Raw genomic sequence first — 19,276 nt, 5'->3', positions numbered from 1 at the left:
CGCCCCTGCGGGGCTACTCGACCAGCATGCTTCCGCTGAGCACTCCCGCGGGAGACCCGGCCCCGTCACTGGCGAGCCGCTCGCGCAGCGGGTCCTTCTGCCGGTCGAGTAGCCCGCGCAGCGGGCGTATCGAGACCCCTGACCAGCACCGTTCGGCCAGGGATTCCCGATCAGGGCGCCGCGAGGTGGAGCCGGTCGTCGCACCAGCTCGCGATCGCGGGGTCGTGGGTCGCGACGACCACGCTCGCGCCGTGACCGGCCAGCTCGGTCAGCACGTCGAGCACGGTCTCGCTGTTCTCGGCGTCGAGGGCGCCGGTCGGCTCGTCGGCGAGGACCAGGGTCGGGGTCTTGACCAGCAGCCGGGCGAGCGCGACCCGCTGCTGCTCGCCGCCGCTCAGCCGGGCGACGCGCTCGCGTCCCCGCCCCGCCAGGCCGACGCGCTCGAGCGCGCGCTCGAACCGGTCGCTGCGTCCGCGCCGCTCGCCGAGCGCGATCGCGAGGTTCTGCTCGACGGTCGCGGTGTCGACGAGGGCGTAGCTCTGGAAGAGGTAGCCGAGCCGGTCCCGCCGGAAGCGCCGGCGGCCGTGCGCCCGGAGCCGGGTCAGCTCCTCGCCGTCGACCTCGATGGAGCCCGAGTCGGGGGCGTCGAGGAGCCCGAGGCAGTTGAGGAGCGTCGACTTGCCGCTGCCGCTCGCGCCGGTGAGGGCGAGGGTGCTGCCGGAGGCGACGGTCACATCGAGCCCGCTCCACAGCGTGCGCCGGCCGTAGCCCTTGGCGAGGTGGGTGGCGAGGATCACGGGAGGCCTTTCCGTTCGGTCGGGATGAAGGAGTGGAGCAGGGAGCGCATCAGGTGTCGACGACGGGCGAGCGGCTCGCCCTCCGGTGGGCGAGGGCCAGGCACGCGAGGAGGAGCGCAGCGCTGGCCGCGACCACGCCGATGTCCAGCGCCGTCTGCTCGAGCAGGAAGTTCTCGGTGTCGACCGTGCCGAGGTCGATCACCGTGCGGACGTCCTTCGGATCGCGGAACCACTGCGGGATGACGGCGAGCGCCAGCGTCGCCGTCAGCAGCACACCCTCCAGCAGGAGCCCGCTGCGGTGCGCGGTGAGCGGTCCGAGCCCGGACAGTCGATGCACGAACGCCCGCTTGCGGTCCTTCTCCACCAGCACCACCGCCGCGACGAGACCGGTGAGCAGCACGACGATCCCGCCGCTCACGAAGCCGATCACGTTGATCGCGTGCGCACCGAGCGCCCGCCGGTACTGCTCGTTCGCCTGGTACGCCACTGGAGTGATGGAGGCCACGAAGTGGGAGAGACCGCCCATCTCGATCGCGGCCGGGAGTGCCGCGGGTTCGGTGAAGATCACTCCGCCCTGGGTGATCACCGCGACCAGCTCGGAGGCGGCGAGCACCCCGACCGATGGCAGAACGACGACGATCGGATCGACGAGCTCGGGCTCCGGGCGGAAGCTGTGCTCACCGGAGCCCAGGGTGACGAGGGCCTGCCCCGACGGCACGACGTGCTCCGCGATGGGAAGACCGACGGTCGCGGGTGCCGGATCCGAGACGCTCGACTGCGTGTCCTGCCAGGAGTGCAAGTCGGCCAGCACGGACAGCCGGTACTCAGCAGACGTGTCCTCCGGCTCGAGGACAGTGAGGACGCCGTCGGGGACCTCGGTCATCCGGCGCCCGTCGTCGCCGAGCACCTCGACCCTCCGGAGGTATCCCTCATTGACGAGCAGCACGTTTCCCTGGTCGCTGAGTCCCGGCGTGACGAAGATCACCCCTCCGGAGGCTTCCTGCGAGACGGCCAGATCGGCCAGTCGCCGATCAGCGGCGTGGTACTCGGACGGGCTCAAGTACCCGCCGATGCCAATCGTGACCGCGTCTTGCGCGACACTCCGGAGCTCGCGGCTGCGCCCCTCGATGTCGGCGACCCGGGCGCTCTGACCGAGCGCGGCGACGATCGCGAGGAGCACCAGCACCGCCGGGACCCGGACGGCGTAGACGCCGAGCAGCACCCACCAGCCGTCGATCTCGCCCTTCACCTGGTCGACGAGCCGGCGGCCGTCGGTGAGGGCGATCGCGAGGATCTGCGCGACGACCGCGGCGAGCAGGAGGAGCGCGAGCAGCCGACCGGACAGCGCGAGGACCGTCGGCAGCTGCGCGAGGCCGTTCAGAGCGGCCGTCGCGAGAGCGACCGCCGCCACTCCGCCGACGGAGAAGGTGACCACCGGGAGCGCGAGGAAGCGCCACTCCGCGAGCAGGATCGTCAGGACCCCCGCGCCGTGCAGTCGCTGCACCCCGTGCGCCCGGCTCCGCAGCAGCGTTCCCGCTCCGACCAGAACGATGACGGCGAGCAGCGCGACGGCGAGTGAGCGCATCAGATCGCCGTACTCGCGGTACGTGTCGACGTCGATGCCCGAGGCGTAGGGCGCGACCCGGCCCGACCAGCCGCCGTTCTCGATGACCGCGAGCACCGCCTCCGCATCCGCTCGATCACCCCCGACCAGCCAGGCTCCGCGCGGATCGAGCAGGCCGAGGTCCTGCAGCGGCGCGACCGTCGTCGTGATCGCGGTGTCGACAGCGCCGTAGCCGTCGCGGAGCAGCTCCGCCGCGGTCCCCTCGCCTGCGACGTAGAGGTGGCGCACGGTCGCCGGATCCACCGAATCCTCGACGTACCGGACGATGTCGACACCACGATCGTCCGCCAGCGCCGTGAGGTCACGGTAGACCTCGCTCGCGGAGACCCGGGGTGTCGCGTCCTGCGACACGACGAGCTGCCAGCCCCCGTTCCACACCGGGCCACGCGCATCGAACGCGCGAACGAACAGGACGGCGAGCACCGCCGCCAGGACGACGGCCAGCACATAGCCGAGGACCACGCTCTTGCTTCTCACAGCTCTCCCGCTGTCAGGGCGGGCGAGGCCGAAGCCCCGCCCGCCTATCGATCAGGATTCAGCAGACGTCGTAGTACGCGGAGTCGACCTCGAAGGTGCGAGCGGGTGCACTCACAGAAGCGTCTTTCCCGGGGTCCTTGCACTTCGTGCGGTGGTAATCGCCGTTGAACACTGTCGCCCGGTGCGACCGCGAGTCGTGCTGATACGACGACAGCACGGTCCCGCCGGTCGTCCCGTGGATCCACGTCCCTCCCTCCTCGGGGTGGGACACGGTGTACGCCGCCGCCACGGGCGCGATCAGCATCGCCCCCGTGAGGGCGAGTCCGGTGATGAAGGACCGGCGGGAGCCGGGTGCTCGGAAGGACATGGTGGGACCTCTCTGTGTTCGAACCGCGATCGCCGACGCCGGCGAGGCGGGCTGCGCTGCCGCAGCGAGGGAACCGTATGCCCGAACCCATACTGATCTGATCACATCGACGAGGCATCCGGACGACTCGGCGCGTTTGAGTGCCTGTGGAGGAGCCTCAACGCCTCCGCGCACCTCTCCGCACCCCGGCGACCGGCCGGGCAAGCGCATACCCACCCCCACCCCGCGCTCGGCGGCCGGAACCGCCCCCGCGCGGGAGTACCGTGACGCCATGACAGCGCAGGACGACATCGGTGCGGAGCAGGCGCCCGCGAAGGACTTCTCGCACGAGCAGGAGGGCTATCAGCACGGTCTGAAGCCCCGCCAGCTCCAGATGATCGCGATCGGCGGCGCGATCGGAACCGGCCTCTTCCTCGGCGCCGGCGGTCGCCTCAACTCCGCCGGCCCGGCCCTCGCGATCGCCTACCTCGTCGCCGGCGTCTTCGCCTTCTTCATCCTCCGCGCCCTCGGCGAGCTCGTCCTGCACCGCCCGTCGTCGGGATCGTTCATCTCCTACGCCCGCGAGTTCTACGGCGAGAAGTTCGCCTACGCCGCAGGCTGGATGTACTTCCTCAACTGGGCGATGACCTCGATCGTCGACACCACCGCCGTCGCCGTCTACCTCAAGTACTGGTCGGCCTTCACCGCGGCGCCGCAGTGGCTCCTCGCCCTGATCGCGCTGCTCGTCGTCCTCGCCGCGAACATGGTCGCGGTCAAGGTGTTCGGCGAGCTCGAGTTCTGGTTCGCGCTGATCAAGGTGACGGCGCTGGTCGCCTTCCTCGTCGTCGCGCTGATCTGGCTCGTCTTCGCCTTCCCGGTGCAGGCCGGCGGCGAGACCGTGCAGACCGGCGTCTCGATCCTCTCGGACAACGGCGGCATCCTGCCCAACGGACTGCTCCCCGCGGTCCTGGTGATGCAGGGCGTCGTCTTCGCCTACGCCGCGATCGAGCTGGTCGGCACCGCCTCCGGCGAGACGCAGGACACCGAGAAGGTGATCCCCCGCGCGATCAACTCGGTGATCTTCCGGATCGCGATCTTCTACGTCGGCTCGATCGTCCTGCTCTCGCTGCTGCTCCCCTACACCGCGTACAAGGAGGGCGAGAGCCCCTTCGTGACCTTCTTCTCCTCGATCGGCGGGCCCGAGGTCGGCACGATCGCCGGCTCGATCATGAACTTCGTGGTGCTCACCGCGGCGCTCTCCTCGCTCAACGCCGGCCTCTACTCGACCGGTCGCGCGCTGCACTCGATGGGGATGAACGGCTCCGCCCCGAAGTGGACCACGCGGATGTCGCGCGGCGGCGTCCCCTACGCGGGCATCCTGCTCACCGCGACCTTCACAGTGGCGGGCGTGGTGCTGAACTACTTCGTGCCGAGCCAGGCGTTCGAGATCGCACTGAACATCGCCAGCCTGGGCATCATCACGGCGTGGGGCACGATCATCCTCTGCCAGATGCGGCTGCGGCAGTGGGCGAAGAAGGGCCTCGCGAAGGAGCCGTCCTTCAAGCTCCCCGGCGCTCCGGTCACGTCCTGGCTGACCCTGGTCTTCCTGGCCGTGGTGCTCGTGCTGATGGCGATCGACTTCCCGGTCGGCACCCTCACCATCGCCTCGCTGGTGATCATCGTCCCGCTGCTGGTGGCCGGCTGGTTCCTGCAGCGCGGCCGCATCCTGCGGATCGCGGAGCTGCGCGACGGAGTGACGGGGCCGTTCCCGGTGACCGGTCGCGACCCGTCCGCCCAGGTCCGGCGCGACCGCGACGACGAGAGCTGAGGCCCACCGGACCGGCGCCCGGCCCGCGCGCCCACCGTTACTCTCGATCGCGCGGGCGCCCACGCGCCGGCGGAACGGGAGCGGCATGGCCACGGTGGACTCCGCGGAGCGGCGCGCGCGCCTGATCGAGCTGCTCGAGCGCGACGGCGCGATCCGCCTCGACGACGCGGCGACCGAGCTGGACGTCTCGACGATGACCGTCCGCCGCGACCTGGCCGACCTCGAGGCGGAGGGCCGGCTCAGCCGGGTCCGCGGCGGCGCGGTCGCCGCCCTCCGCCCGCGCCCCTTCGCCGAGCGCCTGGCCGCGGGCGCCGCCGCCAAGCGCGAGATCGCCCGCAAAGCCGTCGCCCTGCTGCCGGACTCGGGCGCGATCGCGGTCGACGCCTCCTCGACCGCCGGCACCCTGCTCGCCGCCGCCCCGGAGTCGCCGCGGCTGCTGATCGCCACCAACTCGCTGGAGAACCACGCCTCGGCCCGTGCCACCCGCGCCCGGGTCGTGCTGATCGGCGGCGAGCTGCAGGCCGAGACCGACAGCTTCGTCGGCCCGCTCGCCTGCGCCGGCGCGGCCGAGCTGCACTACGACCGCTTCTTCACCTCGGCGTCGGCCGTCACTCGCGCGGGTACCAGCGAGGTGACGCTCGAGGAGGCGCAGGTGAAGCGCGTGCTCGTCGCCGCCTCCGCCGAGACGGTGCTGCTGGTCGACTCCTCCAAGCTCGAACGCACGGCCCTCGCCCGCGCGCTCGACTGGGACGCGATCGCGGTGCTCGTGACCGAGCTCGACCCCGCCGACGAGCGACTCGACCCGTTCCGCGGCCTCGCCGACCTGCGCTGACGAGCATTGACCGGAACGAGTCGGCCTGTTAGCTTCTGTGATAGTTAACACACTCGTTCAATCAGACGGAGAAGTCATGGCAGCCTCGACCGCCGCAGAGCTCATCGCCCGCTCGAACCGCCTCGGGGCCGACCCGCGCAACACGAACTACGCGGGCGGCAACACCTCCGCGAAGGGCGTCGAGACCGATCCGGTCACCGGCGAGCCCGTCGAGCTGCTCTGGGTCAAGGGCTCCGGCGGCGACCTCGGCACCCTGAAGGAGTCGGGCCTCGCGGTCCTCCGCATGGACCGCCTCCGCGCGCTCGTGAACGTCTACCCCGGCGTCGACCGCGAGGACGAGATGGTCGCCGCGTTCGACTACACGCTGCACGGCAAGGGCGGCGCCGCCCCCTCGATCGACACCGCGATGCACGGCCTCGTCGACGCCGCGCACGTCGACCACCTGCACCCCGACTCCGGCATCGCCTTCGCGACCGCCGCCGACGGCGAGCGCCTCACCGCGGAGGCCTTCGGCGGCACCGTCGCCTGGGTCCCGTGGCGCCGCCCCGGCTTCCAGCTCGGCCTCGACATCGCCGCGATCAAGGAGGCGAACCCCGAGGTCATCGGCGCGATCCTCGGCGGCCACGGCATCACCGCCTGGGGCGACACCAGCGAGGAGGCGGAGGCGAACTCGCTCCGCATCATCGAGACCGCCAGCGCGTACATCGCCGAGCACGGACGCCCCGAGCCCTTCGGCCCCGCCCTCGACGGCTACGCCGCCCTGCCCGAGGAGGAGCGCCGCGCCAAGGCCGCCGCCCTCGCCGCCCACCTGCGCTCGATCGCCTCGCACGACCGCCCCCAGGTCGGCCACTTCACCGACTCCGCCGAGGTCCTCGACTTCCTCGCGAGCACCGAGCACCCCCGCCTGGCCGCGCTCGGCACCTCCTGCCCCGACCACTTCCTCCGCACCAAGGTGAAGCCGCTGCTCGTCGACCTGCCGGCCACGGCCACGGTCGAGGAGATCGTCGAGCGCCTCCCCGCGCTGCACGAGGCCTACCGCGCCGATTACCTGGCCTACTACGACGCGCACGCGACGCCCGAGAGCCCCGCGATCCGCGGCGCCGACCCGCTGATCGTGCTCGTGCCCGGCGTGGGCATGTTCTCCTACGGCGCGAACAAGCAGACCGCCCGCGTCGCCGGCGAGTTCTACGTCAACGCGATCAACGTGATGCGCGGCGCCGAGGCGATCTCGACCTACGCGCCGATCGACGAGGCCGAGAAGTTCCGCATCGAGTACTGGGCGCTCGAGGAGGCGAAGCTGCAGCGGATGCCGAAGCCCAAGCCCCTCGCCTCCCGCATCGCGCTGGTGACCGGCGCCGCCTCCGGCATCGGCAAGGCCATCGCCACCCGCCTCGCCGCCGAGGGCGCCTGCGTCGTCGTCGCCGACCTCGACCTCGCCAAGGCGCAGGCCGCGGCCGCCGAGCTCGGCTCGACCGACGTCGCGGTAGGAGTGGCGGCGAACGTCTCCGACGCCGCCGCCGTGAAGGCTGCGATCGACGCCACCGTCCTCGCCTTCGGCGGCCTGGACCTGGTCGTCAACAACGCCGGCCTCTCGCTCTCGAAGTCCCTCTTCGACACCACCGAGGCCGACTGGGACCTCCAGCACGACGTGATGGCGAAGGGCTCGTTCCTCGTCTCGCAGGCCGCGGCCCGCGTGCTCGTCGACCAGAAGCTCGGCGGCGACATCGTCTACATCTCCTCGAAGAACTCGGTCTTCGCCGGCCCGAACAACATCGCCTACTCCGCGACCAAGGCCGACCAGGCCCACCAGGTGCGCCTGCTGGCCGCCGAGCTCGGCGAGCACGGCATCAAGGTCAACGGCATCAACCCCGACGGCGTCGTCCGCGGCTCCGGCATCTTCGCCTCCGGCTGGGGCGCGAACCGCGCCAAGACCTACGGCATCGACGAGGAGGACCTGGGCGCGTTCTACGCCAAGCGCACCATCCTCAAGCGCGAGGTCGTCCCCGAGAACGTCGCCAACGCTGTCTTCGCCCTCTGCACTTCGGACTTCTCGCACACCACGGGGCTACACGTCCCGGTGGATGCGGGCGTGGCTGCGGCCTTCCTCCGATGACCGCGACCGAAGGAGTCCTCCGATGAAGGCCGTCGCGGCGGTCGACCTCGGCGCCACCAGCGGCCGCGTCATCCTCGGCTACGTCGGCCACGACGAGCTGCGGATGCGGCACGTCGCGCGCTTCCCGAACCAGCCGGTCCGCGTCCAGGAGGGCGCCGAGTCCGCGCTGCACTGGAACATCCTCGAGCTCCACCGCTCGCTCACCGCGGGACTCACCAACGCGCTCCGCGACGAGCCCGAGGTCGTCTCGATCGGCGTCGACTCCTGGGCCGTCGACTACGCCCTGCTGCGCCGGGGCCGGATGCTCGGCGCGCCGTACCACTACCGCGACGAGCGGACCGCGCGCGGCGTCGCCGACGTGCACGCGCGGATCGGCGCCGAGGAGCTCTACGCGCGCAACGGACTGCAGCACCTCCCCTTCAACACGCTGTTCCAGCTCGCCGCCGAGCGCGACGTGCTCGCCCTCGCCGACCAGGCGCTGCTCGTCCCGGACCTGATCGGCTACTGGCTGACCGGCGTCGCCGCGACCGAGATCACCAACGCCTCCACCACGGGTCTGCTCGACCCGCACACTCGCGCGTGGGACCACGAGCTCCTCACGCGCCTCGAACTGCCGCTCGGGATCCTCGCGCCCCTGATCGAGCCGGGCTCCCGGCTCGGCTCGCTCCTGCCCGCCGTCGCCGCCGAGCTCGGCGCCCCGGCCGGGCTCGGCGTCGTCGCCGTCGGCTCGCACGACACGGCCTCGGCCGTCGTCGCCGTGCCGGCCGCTGGCGAGGACTTCGCGTACATCTCCAGTGGCACCTGGTCGCTCGTCGGCGTCGAACTCGAGGAGCCGGTGGTCTCGCTGGAGGGTCGGGCCGCCAACTTCACCAACGAGGGCGGCGTCGACGGGCGGGTCCGATTCCTGAAGAACGTCTCGGGGCTGTGGCTGCTCTCCGAGTCGATCCGCACCTGGGAGCGCAGCACCGGCGAGCAGATCGACCTCGCCGAGCTGCTGCGCCAGGCCGCGGCGATCCGCGGACCGATCACGACCTTCGACCCCGCCGACGAGCGCTTCCTCGCCCCCGGCAACATGCCCGGCCGGATCGTCGAGTGGTGCGTCGAGCGCGGTCTCGCACAGCCGCGCACCCGGCCCGAGTTCGTCCGCTCGATCCTGGAGTCGCTCGCCGAGGCCTACGCGAGCACCCTCGCCGACGCCGTCCGACTGAGCGGCAAGCGGGTCCGCACGATCCACGTCGTCGGCGGCGGCTCGCAGAACGAGCTGCTCTGCCAGCTGACCGCCGACCGCACCGGGCTCCCGGTCGAGGCCGGCCCCAGCGAGGCCACGGCGATCGGGAACATCATCGTCCAGGCCCGCGCGCAGGGCCTCGTCTCCGGCTCGCTCGAGTCGCTGCGCGCGCTCGTCCGCCGGGCGTTCCCGCCGACGCGCTACGAACCCCGTCCCTCCTCCCCCGAGAAAGGCTGACCAGCATGGTCCAGCGCCAGTTCCCGAAGCCCGTCGAGCTGCTCGAGTACCTCAGCTTCAAGAAGCCCGAGCTCGACGGCCGCAAGCGCCGCCTCGACGCCGCCCTCACCATCGAGGACCTCCGCTCGATCGCGAAGCGCCGCACCCCGAAGGCCGCGTTCGACTACACCGACGGCTCCGCCGAGGGCGAGATCTCGATCGCCCGCGCCCGCCAGGCCTTCGAGGACGTCGAGTTCCACCCCCAGGTGCTCCGGGACGTCGCCGCCGTCGACACCACCGCGACCGTCCTCGGCGCGCCCTCCGCCATGCCGTTCGGGATCGCGCCCACCGGCTTCACCCGCCTGATGCAGACCGAGGGTGAGACCGCCGGAGCCGGAGCGGCCGCCGCCGCGGGCATCCCCTTCACCCTCTCCACGCTCGGCACCACCTCGATCGAGAACGTGAAGAAGGCGAACCCCCACGGCCGCAACTGGTTCCAGCTCTACGTCATGCGCGACCGCGAGATCTCCTACGGCCTCGTCGAGCGCGCCGCCAAGGCCGGCTACGAGACCCTCTTCTTCACCGTCGACACCCCCGTCGCCGGTGCGCGCCTGCGCGACAAGCGCAACGGCTTCTCCATCCCGCCCCAGCTCACCGTCGGCACCGTCCTCGACGCGCTGCCCCGCCCCTGGTGGTGGTTCGACTTCCTCACCACCCAGAAGCTCGAATTCGCCTCCCTCAGCGCGACCGGCGGCACCGTCGGCGACCTCCTCGACCTCGCCATGGACCCCACCATCAGCTTCGAGGACCTCAAGGTCATCCGCGAGATGTGGCCCGGCAAGCTCGTCATCAAGGGCGTGCAGAGCGTCGAGGACGCCCACAAGTTCGCCGACTTCGGCGTCGACGGCATCGTCCTCTCCAATCACGGCGGACGCCAGCTCGACCGCGCCCCCATCCCCTTCCACCTCCTCCCCGAGGTCGTCCGCGAGGTCGGCACCGACACCGAGGTGATGGTCGACACCGGCATCATGAACGGCGCCGACATCGTCTCCTCCATCGCCCTGGGAGCGAAGTTCACCCTCATCGGCCGCGCCTACCTCTACGGCCTCATGGCCGGCGGCCGCCAGGGCGTCGACCGCACCATCGCGATCCTCTCCGACCAGATCGTGCGCACCATGAAGCTCCTCGGCGCCCACTCCCTCGAGGAGCTCACCCCCGCCCACGTCACCCAGCTCGAGCGCCTCCAGCCCCGCCCCCGCGCCTGAGTCGGCACCTCCGGCACGCAGAACCGGCTCCGGCTCGCCACGATCCCCCGATCCGGCGAGCCGGAGCCGTTTCCACGTGCCGAGCCCCTGCGTGCTGGTCGAGCAACTGAAGCCACATGCTTTCCGAGTAGCCGCAGGCACCCTCATGCTGGTCGAGTAGCCGCCGCAGGCGGCGTATCGAGACCCACGTCCCCCAGCACGGTGGATCTCGATACGACCGCTCCGCGGTCTACTCGATCAACATGGAAGGGTCCGCGCCCCACCGTCATGCCTGCCAGCCGCCGCAGCCGCCCTCATGCTGGTCGAGCAGTCGCCGCAGGCGTCCTATCGAGACCCGCCGCACCCAGCCTCTTGCCAGGAACACCCGCAGCCCGCTACGGTCGACGAACGCCACCACGAAAGGAGCCGACCATGACGAACGCGCCGCACTTCACCACCGCCGGCTTCTTCGGCGCCCTCTCCGACTGACCGGTCGAGCATCCCGCTCGTCATCGTTCAGACGGTGACGGCGCAGAAGAAGCTCCCGGTCCCGCGGCACCGCCGCACGGACCGTCGTCCCGTTCCCGACCCGATCCCGGGTCCTGCGCGCCGCCCCTCCGGCGGCCGCTCCGCGCGCTCCGAGCGCGCTCCTCGCCGCGCCCACCAGGCGCTCTCCGGCGCGCCCGCGCGCCCGCCGCCCGGCATCGACCGGGCCCCGCACGAAGGACACCATCGTGAACACCGCAGCGACACTCGTCGCCCGCCTCCCCCGACCCCGACTCGCCCGCCTGCTCGACCGTCTCGCGCTCCGCGCTGGGATCGCCCTCGTGGCGTGGAGCACCCGGGAGCGCCGCCTCCCGCCCACCCACGCGGAGGTCACCGCCCTCCGCCACGAGCGCGCCGCCCTGCAGGACCGCGAGCGCCGCACCGCGCTCCAGCGCCTCCCGCGCTGACCCCGCCCAGCACGCAGAAGTTGCGGTAGTCGAACGCGACTACCGCAACTTCTGCGTGGTGGTCTTCAGCCCGGGCTCTGCCGTCACGGACTGCGCCCGCCGGCCCTTCGGCTACACCTTCTCGTCGAACAGGATCCGCGTCGGATCACCGTGCTGAGTCACCTCGGCGATCGTCACCTGATCGCCCGAGTCGACGTTCCCCACCGAGAAGATCACGCGATCTCCGTCGAAGCGCTCGAAGCCGCCCCCGAAGATGTACCCGGCCAGCGTCTGCGACTTCCACTTGTTGTTCACCCGGATGTCCACCCGCGTCCTGGAGTCGTAGAGCTCGCGCGCCATGCTGATCACCACCCTGTGATCCGCGAAGGACACCGTCACCTCCGCCGAGGCCGGAGAGGTCTGCGGCGACGGGGACGACTCCGCCGCGGGCGCGGGCGCGGGCGACGGTGAGGGGGCGGCAGGCACCGGAGCGGACACGGTCGTCGGAGCGGCCGACGCGGGCGCCGGAACGGCCTCGCCGAGCGTCCCGGCGAACAGCCTCTGCCGCCGGAGGGAGTCATCGAAGCCGGAGTCCAGCGTCCCGACGTACTCGGTGACCGCCATCCGGTCCCCGGGCTTCACGTCGGGGACGAGGAACGCCACCGGATCGCCGTCGGCGTGGGTGGTACTGAAGATCGTGCCGCGCGTCTGCTGGTTCTGGATCTGAGCGACGAACCTCCCCTCGACGATGACGACGATCCTCTTGTCGGAGCGGTAGAGGTCCTCGGGCAGCGACACCACTGCCCCGTCGGTCACGAGCGTCACGTCCACTGATGACGACTGCGCGGGCGTCGCCGCTTCCGGTGCGGGCTTCGCCGGCTCTGTCGCGGGCGCGGTCTCCGCCGCAGCGGTCGGCAGGGGACGGCCGGGAAGACGGACGTCCGGTCCCACCGCCTGCTGGGACGTGGACATGCCGGCCTCGCCGCGGTCGGACGGCGCGGCCGGGAGCTCCGTCGCGGACCGCCCCAGCAGTCCGAGGCCCGAGCCGCTCGACTCCTGGCCCTGGACGATCGAGGCGTCGCCCCGATCGAGCTCGGAGGCCAGCGCCGGCGACGCCGACAGCAGACCGAACAGGGTCGTCGCGGCCACGCAGGCCGCCACAGTGCGGGTGTTTCTCATGGATGTCCCTTTCCTCGATGCGACCAGCAGCGAAGGAGCGGCACGTCGAGGGACGGCCGCAGCTGGTCGCGACGAGACATTCTCACCTAGACGACTCGATGACCGTCGCCCGCTGGCGCGTACCGCTCGGGCACCGAACCGGCGGTGGATCCCGCGTACTCGGCGACCGCCCTGCGATCGCGGGCCCCGCCCACAACGCAGAAGTCGCGGTAGTCGAACGCGACTACCGCAACTTCTGCGTCATGAGCCGAGCGGCCTAGAGCTGCTGGTCGAACACCTCGGCCTTTCGGAGTGCGTCCTGGAACCCGAAGCCCAGCACGCCCTCGTACTCCCAGACCTCCAGTCGATCGCCGGGATTCACCCCGTCGATGAGGAAAGTCGTCTCCGCGTCCTCGGTCGACTTCGAGACCCCGGCCACCCCGCGGGCATCGTTCTGCCGCATCTCGGCGACGGGCTTACCGCCGACGACGACCACGAAGCGCCGATCCGACTCGACGATCGCGTCCGGCAGGGTCACCAGGGCACGACCGTCCGAGATCGACGCCTTCACGAACGTCGGCTCCGCCGGGGCGGGCGGGGCAGGCGCAGCCGGAGTGGCCGTCAGAACCTGGTCGAGCAGCTTCTCCTTGCGGTGGGCCGGATCGCGCGAGTCGTACCACGTGCCCTCGTACTCCCAGACCTCCAGGTGCTGACCCGGCGTCACCGTGCTGAACTCGAACAGCTTGGCGTCGCCCTCGCGCCACACCTTCACGGCCCCGTACGCCGCGTCGCCCTGGATCTCGCCGAGGTCCCTCCCTCCGGCGGAGACCACCAACCGCTTGTTCGTCCGGAGGACCTCATCGGGCACGGACAGCACGGCGTTCCCGTTCACCAGGGACACCGCCACGCCGGGCTTCTCGCCCACCTGCTGATCGAACAGCTTCGCGATCCGCTTGACGTCCTCCACCCCGAAGTCGAACGCTGTTCCCTCGTACTCCGAGACCTCCACCCGGCTGCCGGGCTTCACACCGAGGAGCTGCACCCGCGTCAGGTCACCGTCGGTCCGCTTGCTGCCGAGGAACATGGTTCTCCCGTCCTGGCCGCCGCCGATGAAGGTCTCCCCGCCGTAGCTCTGACCGACCTCCACCCCGTCGGCCCGGAACACGAGCCTCCTCTCCGCCGCGAAGACGGCGGTGGGCACGCTCACCACCGCGAAGCCGTCCTCGAACGACGCCGTCAGTCCCGACTCGAGCGGAGCGTCCGACGCCCGGAAGTCGGCCAGCTTCTTGATCCAATGGGCGTCGTCGACGTCGTCGCCCAGAGATCCCTCGAGCTGGAAGACCTCCAGCCGCTCACCCGCCTGCGCGGCACCGAACTCGACCTTCATCCGGCCGTCCAGCGCGTAGTACGACTTCCCGCCGAGGACGACACCGTTCTGAATCTGACCGAGGACCCTCTCCCCGGCGCGGACCATGAGCCACGTGTCCGACGAGGCGATCTCACCGGGGAGACTCACGATCACGTGACCGTCCACGAGGGATGCCGTCACGGTCGAACTCGCTGCAGGAGCGGACGTGGCGGGCGCAGCCGCGGACTGCGAGGCCCCGATCCCGGCTCGATCGGCTGGTGCGGCCATCGCCGGCGTCGCCGACAGCAGGCCGACCAGGGCGGTGGCGGCAGCGCAGGCCGCCAGAGTGCGCGTGCTTCTCATGGAATTCCCTTCCTTCAGTGCGACCGGCGACGACGAAGCGGCATCTTCTGGAGCAGCCCCGGCCGGTCACGAGGAGCCATTGTGTTCGGAGCGCACCGCACCCCCTCTCCCCCTGTCGCGCCGTGCGGCATGCCCGCCCCGCCCCGCTCGAGACCCCGGACGTCGCGCTGAGCCGCCCCCGCAACGCAGAAGTCGCGGTAGTCGAACGCGACTACCGCGACTTCTGCGTTCTCAGCCGGAGTCCCGGTGTCGGGCGAGAGTGCCTGCGGTGCGGGCTACGCCGCGGGAGCGGTCGGCGCGGTCGCCGGGAAGGCATCGCCGAGCTGCGCCGCGTAGACCCTCGTCCGGCGGAGGGTGTCGTCGAACCCGTCGTCCAACGATCCCGCGTACTCCGTGACCGCCATGCGATCACCGGGCTTCACCCCGGGGATGTAGAGGACCGTCCGCCCATCGACGACATCGGGGACCACCCTCACCACCCCACGAGTCCGCTTGTTCTGGATCTGAGCGACAGGCTTCCCCTCGACGATCACCACGAACCGCTTGTCCGTGCGGTAGAGGTCATCGGACACCGACACCAGCACCCCCTCGTCCGAGAGCGTCGCGATCACGAACGGCTGCTCCGCGATCGGCGCCACTCCGGGAGCGGTCTCGGTCGACTCCGTCGCAGCGGCGGGCTCGGCCGATGTGTCGGCGAGCGCGGGCTCGATCGGCGTCGGAGTCGGGGCCGGCACGGTCGGCACCTCCCGGGAGGGGAGACCGAGCTCGCGGACGTCCGGTCCGCCCGGCTGCCGGCTCGCGGACATGTCCGCCTCGCCGCGATCCGGCTGCACGGCCGGCACGTCCGTCACGGAGTCGCCGAGGAGTCCGAGACCGGCGCCGGGCGACTCCTCCCGCTGGACGACTCCTCCAGCACCGCCGTCGAGCGGGCCGGCCATCGCCGGAGTCGCGGACAGCAGCCCGAGCAGAGTGGTCGCAGCGACGCAGGCCGCTGCAGTGCGCGTGTTCCTCATGGAGATTCCCTTCGATGAAGGCGACCAGCATCGGAGAGGCAGCACGTCTCTGTCGGCTGCGGCCGGTCGCGACGAGACATTCTCACCTCGACGCACCTCCGGCCGCTCCCCTGTGACGCGGTACGTACGCGAGCTCACGGAGCCCTGGCCCGCGAGCCCCCGGATCACTCACCGCGCTCTCGTCCGCCTCGCGCTCCGCCTCGGGTCCCTAGAGCGTCACGGAGAACAACCTCCCCTTCGAGTTCTCCGCTGTCAGCGGGTCCGTGAGCTCCCCCTCGAACTCCCAGACGTCCAGCTGCTCACCGGGCTTCACATCGGGGATCTCGAACAGCCGATCCGTGCCCTCCTTCCACTCCCGGTCCACCCCGACGGCGGTGTCCCCCTTGATCTCGGCGCGGACGGTGGTGATGCCGACCACGAGCAACTGGTTCGCGGCGAGGAACTTCTCCGGCACCGAGACCACGGCCTTGCCGTCCACGAGAGTCGCCGTGATATCGGGACTGACCGCGACCTGCTGGTCGAACACCGTCTCCTCCCGGGGCTCGGTGTCCCGGCCGTGATCCAGTCGGCCGAAGTACCGCCGGATCTCCACACGGCCACCGTTCCTGCCCGCGTCGATCCGGAAGCGCGCCACTGCGTCCGGACCCTCCGTCGACAGGAGGTGGACGCCGCCGATCTGGCCGTCGGCACTGGTCTCGCCGATGTACTCCCCGTCGACGTAGAACACGTAGCGCTGCCCCGAGGAGAACCGCTCCATGGGCAGGGAGACGATCAACCTCCTGTCCGCTTCGAGCGTTGCCGAGAACCCGGGCGTCGGAGCCGGAGTCGACTCGGTCGGCACCTCCTGCACGGGCCGCGCGGGCAGAGGGGCGTCCGGTCCGCCGGGCTGCGGGGAGCCGAGCATGCCCGCGTCGCCCCGGTCGGGCCGCGCGGGCGCCGCGTCCGTCGCGAGGTGGCCGAGCAGTCCGAGGCCCGAGCCGCTCGACTCCTGGCCCTGGACGATCGAGGCGTCGCCCCGATCGAGCTCGGAGGCCAGCGCCGGCGTCGCCGAGAGCAGGCCGAACAGGGTCGTCGCGGCCACGCAGGCCGCCACAGTGCGGGTGTTTCTCATGGGTGTCCCTTTTCTCGATGCGACCAGCAGCGAAGGAGCGGCACGTCGAGGGACGGCCGCAGCTGGTCGTTATGAGACATACTCACCTAGACGACTCGACGATCCGTCCACCGTGGCGCGCCACGCACGCCCAGCCATCGAAGTGAGCCGACGGCAGGGCCCAGGCACAAGCCGGAGAAAGCAGTCGCTTACAGTCGCCGCACATATCGCTGAGTATCGTTCGGAGCGACACGGTCGTTCGGAACGGCACACTCGGAAGACACACGGAGGTCATCATGAAGAACCAGTCCTCGACCGGCGCGTTCGGCGCCGGCAACCCCGTCGACGGCATCTGGCAGGCGATGGAGCAGGCTCGCGCCGGCTTCGAGAAGCGCGTCGGCACCCGGGTCGGCCGCGGCGATGTCCGCGCCGCCGTCCTCGCCCTCCTCGCCGAGCAGCCGATGCACGGCTACCAGATCATCCACGAGATCGAGGAGCGCAGCAGCGGGAGCTGGAAGCCCAGCCCCGGCTCCGTCTACCCGACCCTGCAGCTGCTCGCGGATGAGGGCCTGATCGCCGCCGACGAGTCGAACGGCCGCAAGACCTACAGCCTCACCGACTCCGGTCGTGCGCAGGTCGCGGCCTCCGGCACCGGCACCCCGTGGTCGGAGTCCGACCAGGTCGACTTCGGCGCGCTGCCGAAGGCCGGCGTCGCTCTCGCCCAGGCCGCCGCGCAGGTCGGCCGCTCGGGCACCCCGGCTCAGATCCGGCAGGCCGTCTCCGAACTCGAGGACGTGCGCCGCCGCCTGTACGCGATCCTCGCGCAGGACTGACCCGGGTGGCGCCGGTCCGCCCGGGTCCTGCCGACCCGGGCCGCCGAGCCCGCAGCGACCAGCGTCGCTACCGCCGCATCCTGCGGTTCGCCTCCTGGCACCTCGCGGTGACCTGGTTCTTCGATCTGCTGCTGCCCCGCGTCGGGCTGACGGCGATCGCGCTGCGCACCCGCCCGCAGCGGATGCGGCGCTTCGCGCGCAGCTTCCACGTCCTGGCCGTCGACCTCGGCGGGCTGATGATCAAGGTGGGGCAGTTCATGTCGTCGCGCCTGGACGTCCTCCCGCCCGAGATCACCCGTGAGCTGGAGGGCCTCCAGGACGAGGTGCCGCCGGTCCCCTTCGCGCGCATCCGCGCGCTCGCCGAGGCCGAGCTGGGCATGACCCTCGCACGCGCCTACGCGGACGTCGACGAGTCGCCGGTGGCCGCGGCCTCGCTCGGGCAGGCGCACCGCGCGCGGCTCTCGCCGGTGGACGCGGCCGACTCCGGGCACGAGAACGCCGTCGTCAAGGTCCAGCGCCCCGGCATCGACGAGATCGTCGAGGTCGACCTCGCGGCGCTCCGGCGCATCGGCGGCTGGCTGACCCACGTGCGCCTCGTCTCCGATCGCGTCGACGCGCCCGCGCTCGTCGAGGAGTTCGCGGTCACCAGCCTCGAGGAGATCGACTACCTGCGCGAGGCCGCCAACTCGGTGCGCTTCGCCGCGGACTTCGCCGGTGACCCCCGCGTCGGCGTCCCGGACGTGATCTGGGAGCGCTCGACCCGCAAGGTGCTGACGCTGCAGGACGTCACCGCCATCAAGATCACCGACGCGGAGGGCCTCGCTGCCGCCGGAATCGACCCGCGCGACGTCGCCCCGGTGTTCGCCGCGGTCATGTTCGACCAGCTCTCCACCCACGGCTGGTTCCACGCCGACCCGCACCCGGGCAACGTCTTCGTCACACCCACCCCCGGCGGCGAGCTGCCCTGGCGGCTCACCTTCATCGACTTCGGGATGATGGGCGAGGTGCCGCCGACGACGCGGGCGGGCCTGCGCGCGATGCTGATCGCCGCCGCCTCCCGCGACGGCAAGGGGCTCGTCGACGCCGCGCGCAACGTCGGGGTGCTGCTCCCCTCCGCCGACTCCCGCGAGCTCGAGCGGGCGATGACCCAGCTCTTCGCGCGCTTCGGCGGCATGGGCTTCGCGGAGCTGCGCGAGGTCGACCCGCGCGAGTTCCGCGACTTCGCGATCCAGTTCGGCGACGTCGTGCGCTCGCTGCCGTTCCAGCTGCCCGAGAACTTCCTACTCATCATCCGGGCCATGTCGCTGACCTCCGGCGTGTGCAGCGCGCTCGACCCGGCGTTCAACCTCTGGGACTCGGTCGAGCCCTACGCGCAGCAGCTCATCCGGGAGGAGCGCGGGAACGTCGCGCAGGACGTGGGCCGGCAGGCGCTCGACACGCTCGGGCTGCTCGTCCGGCTGCCGCGACGCCTGGACGAGCTGGCGACGACCCTCGAGGACGGCACCCTCGCGGTCACCGTTCCGACGGTCGAGCGCCGGCTGAACCGGCTCGAGGGGACCGTGCGGCGGATCGTCTCCGCGGTGCTCTTCGCCGGGCTGCTCATCGCGGGCGCCGTCGTCCGGGCGGACGACACCGTGTTCGGCACGGTGCTGATGGCGGTGTCGGCACTGCCACTGCTGCACGCATTGTTCTCGCGCTCCCGCCTGCTCTGACCCGGTCGGCGACTGACCGATTCCCGCCAGGTCATCGCTCTCCGCCGATCAGTGGAGAGTCGGCCGGTCGAGGTCCACGGTGGAACCACGGTCACCCACCACCGGGCGCCCGATCAGGTCCG

15 protein-coding genes are annotated in these 19,276 nt (G+C 71.4%); 8 read left to right on the top strand and 7 right to left on the bottom strand.

The window, feature by feature from the left end; translation table 11 throughout:
* Positions 1 to 170 precede the first annotated feature (170 nt).
* The 3 genes from EDF36_RS08165 to EDF36_RS21200 form a co-directional block, all read right to left on the bottom strand.
* Complete coding sequence (locus tag EDF36_RS08165) at positions 171 to 797, bottom strand: ABC transporter ATP-binding protein (RefSeq protein ID WP_123732617.1); 627 nt, start codon at positions 795 to 797, stop codon at positions 171 to 173.
* Positions 798 to 846: 49 nt separating this feature from the next.
* Positions 847 to 2,883 (bottom strand): hypothetical protein, encoded by a 2,037-nt coding sequence (locus EDF36_RS08160; protein WP_123732616.1) that lies wholly within the window; start codon positions 2,881 to 2,883, stop codon positions 847 to 849.
* Between the two features lie 73 nt (positions 2,884 to 2,956).
* Positions 2,957 to 3,265, bottom strand: a complete 309-nt coding sequence (locus EDF36_RS21200) for a lactococcin 972 family bacteriocin (RefSeq protein ID WP_123736359.1) — start codon at positions 3,263 to 3,265, stop codon at positions 2,957 to 2,959.
* 271 nt (positions 3,266 to 3,536) lie between these two features.
* On the opposite strand from EDF36_RS21200, the gene EDF36_RS08150 reads away from it, so the two are divergent.
* The 6 genes from EDF36_RS08150 (at position 3,537) to EDF36_RS08125 (ending at position 11,658) form a co-directional block, all read left to right on the top strand.
* On the top strand, positions 3,537 to 5,072 hold the full coding sequence (locus EDF36_RS08150; RefSeq protein WP_123732614.1) for an amino acid permease: 1,536 nt from the start codon (positions 3,537 to 3,539) through the stop codon (positions 5,070 to 5,072).
* Between the two features lie 85 nt (positions 5,073 to 5,157).
* The gene (locus EDF36_RS08145) at positions 5,158 to 5,904 is read left to right on the top strand and encodes a DeoR/GlpR family DNA-binding transcription regulator (RefSeq protein WP_123732613.1); all 747 of its coding nucleotides are present in this window, start codon (positions 5,158 to 5,160) and stop codon (positions 5,902 to 5,904) included.
* Between the two features lie 76 nt (positions 5,905 to 5,980).
* Positions 5,981 to 8,017 (top strand): bifunctional aldolase/short-chain dehydrogenase, encoded by a 2,037-nt coding sequence (locus EDF36_RS08140; protein WP_123732612.1) that lies wholly within the window; start codon positions 5,981 to 5,983, stop codon positions 8,015 to 8,017.
* A 22-nt stretch (positions 8,018 to 8,039) separates the two neighbouring features.
* Complete coding sequence (locus EDF36_RS08135; protein WP_123732611.1) at positions 8,040 to 9,482, top strand: rhamnulokinase family protein; 1,443 nt, start codon at positions 8,040 to 8,042, stop codon at positions 9,480 to 9,482.
* A 5-nt stretch (positions 9,483 to 9,487) separates the two neighbouring features.
* A complete protein-coding gene (locus tag EDF36_RS08130) occupies positions 9,488 to 10,726 on the top strand; it encodes an alpha-hydroxy acid oxidase (protein ID WP_123446923.1) in 1,239 nt (412 codons plus the stop codon).
* A 713-nt stretch (positions 10,727 to 11,439) separates the two neighbouring features.
* Positions 11,440 to 11,658, top strand: a complete 219-nt coding sequence (locus EDF36_RS08125; RefSeq protein ID WP_123732610.1) for a hypothetical protein — start codon at positions 11,440 to 11,442, stop codon at positions 11,656 to 11,658.
* 111 nt (positions 11,659 to 11,769) lie between these two features.
* Here the strand turns inward: EDF36_RS08125 and EDF36_RS21195 are convergent, their stop codons facing one another.
* The 4 genes from EDF36_RS21195 to EDF36_RS08100 all read right to left on the bottom strand — a co-directional run bounded on the left by EDF36_RS21195 (position 11,770) and on the right by EDF36_RS08100 (position 16,630).
* Positions 11,770 to 12,816, bottom strand: a complete 1,047-nt coding sequence (locus EDF36_RS21195) for a hypothetical protein (RefSeq protein ID WP_185020411.1) — start codon at positions 12,814 to 12,816, stop codon at positions 11,770 to 11,772.
* Positions 12,817 to 13,072: 256 nt separating this feature from the next.
* Positions 13,073 to 14,344: a hypothetical protein gene (locus tag EDF36_RS08110; protein ID WP_148059997.1), complete on the bottom strand. Its 1,272-nt coding sequence runs from the start codon at positions 14,342 to 14,344 to the stop codon at positions 13,073 to 13,075.
* 437 nt (positions 14,345 to 14,781) lie between these two features.
* A complete protein-coding gene (locus tag EDF36_RS08105) occupies positions 14,782 to 15,519 on the bottom strand; it encodes a hypothetical protein (protein WP_123732607.1) in 738 nt (245 codons plus the stop codon).
* A 208-nt stretch (positions 15,520 to 15,727) separates the two neighbouring features.
* Positions 15,728 to 16,630: a hypothetical protein gene (locus EDF36_RS08100; RefSeq protein WP_148059996.1), complete on the bottom strand. Its 903-nt coding sequence runs from the start codon at positions 16,628 to 16,630 to the stop codon at positions 15,728 to 15,730.
* Between the two features lie 275 nt (positions 16,631 to 16,905).
* Between EDF36_RS08100 and EDF36_RS08095 the strand changes: the two genes are divergently transcribed.
* Positions 16,906 to 17,442, top strand: a complete 537-nt coding sequence (locus EDF36_RS08095; RefSeq protein ID WP_123732605.1) for a PadR family transcriptional regulator — start codon at positions 16,906 to 16,908, stop codon at positions 17,440 to 17,442.
* Positions 17,443 to 17,447: 5 nt separating this feature from the next.
* Complete coding sequence (locus EDF36_RS08090) at positions 17,448 to 19,154, top strand: AarF/ABC1/UbiB kinase family protein (protein WP_123732604.1); 1,707 nt, start codon at positions 17,448 to 17,450, stop codon at positions 19,152 to 19,154.
* The last annotated feature ends 122 nt before the right edge of the window (positions 19,155 to 19,276 follow it).

Origin of the sequence: Rathayibacter sp. PhB152, assembly GCF_003751395.1 — a bacterium.
In the GTDB taxonomy this organism is placed as follows: domain Bacteria; phylum Actinomycetota; class Actinomycetes; order Actinomycetales; family Microbacteriaceae; genus Rathayibacter; species Rathayibacter festucae.
This window is presented reverse-complemented; position numbering and strand designations above follow the sequence as displayed.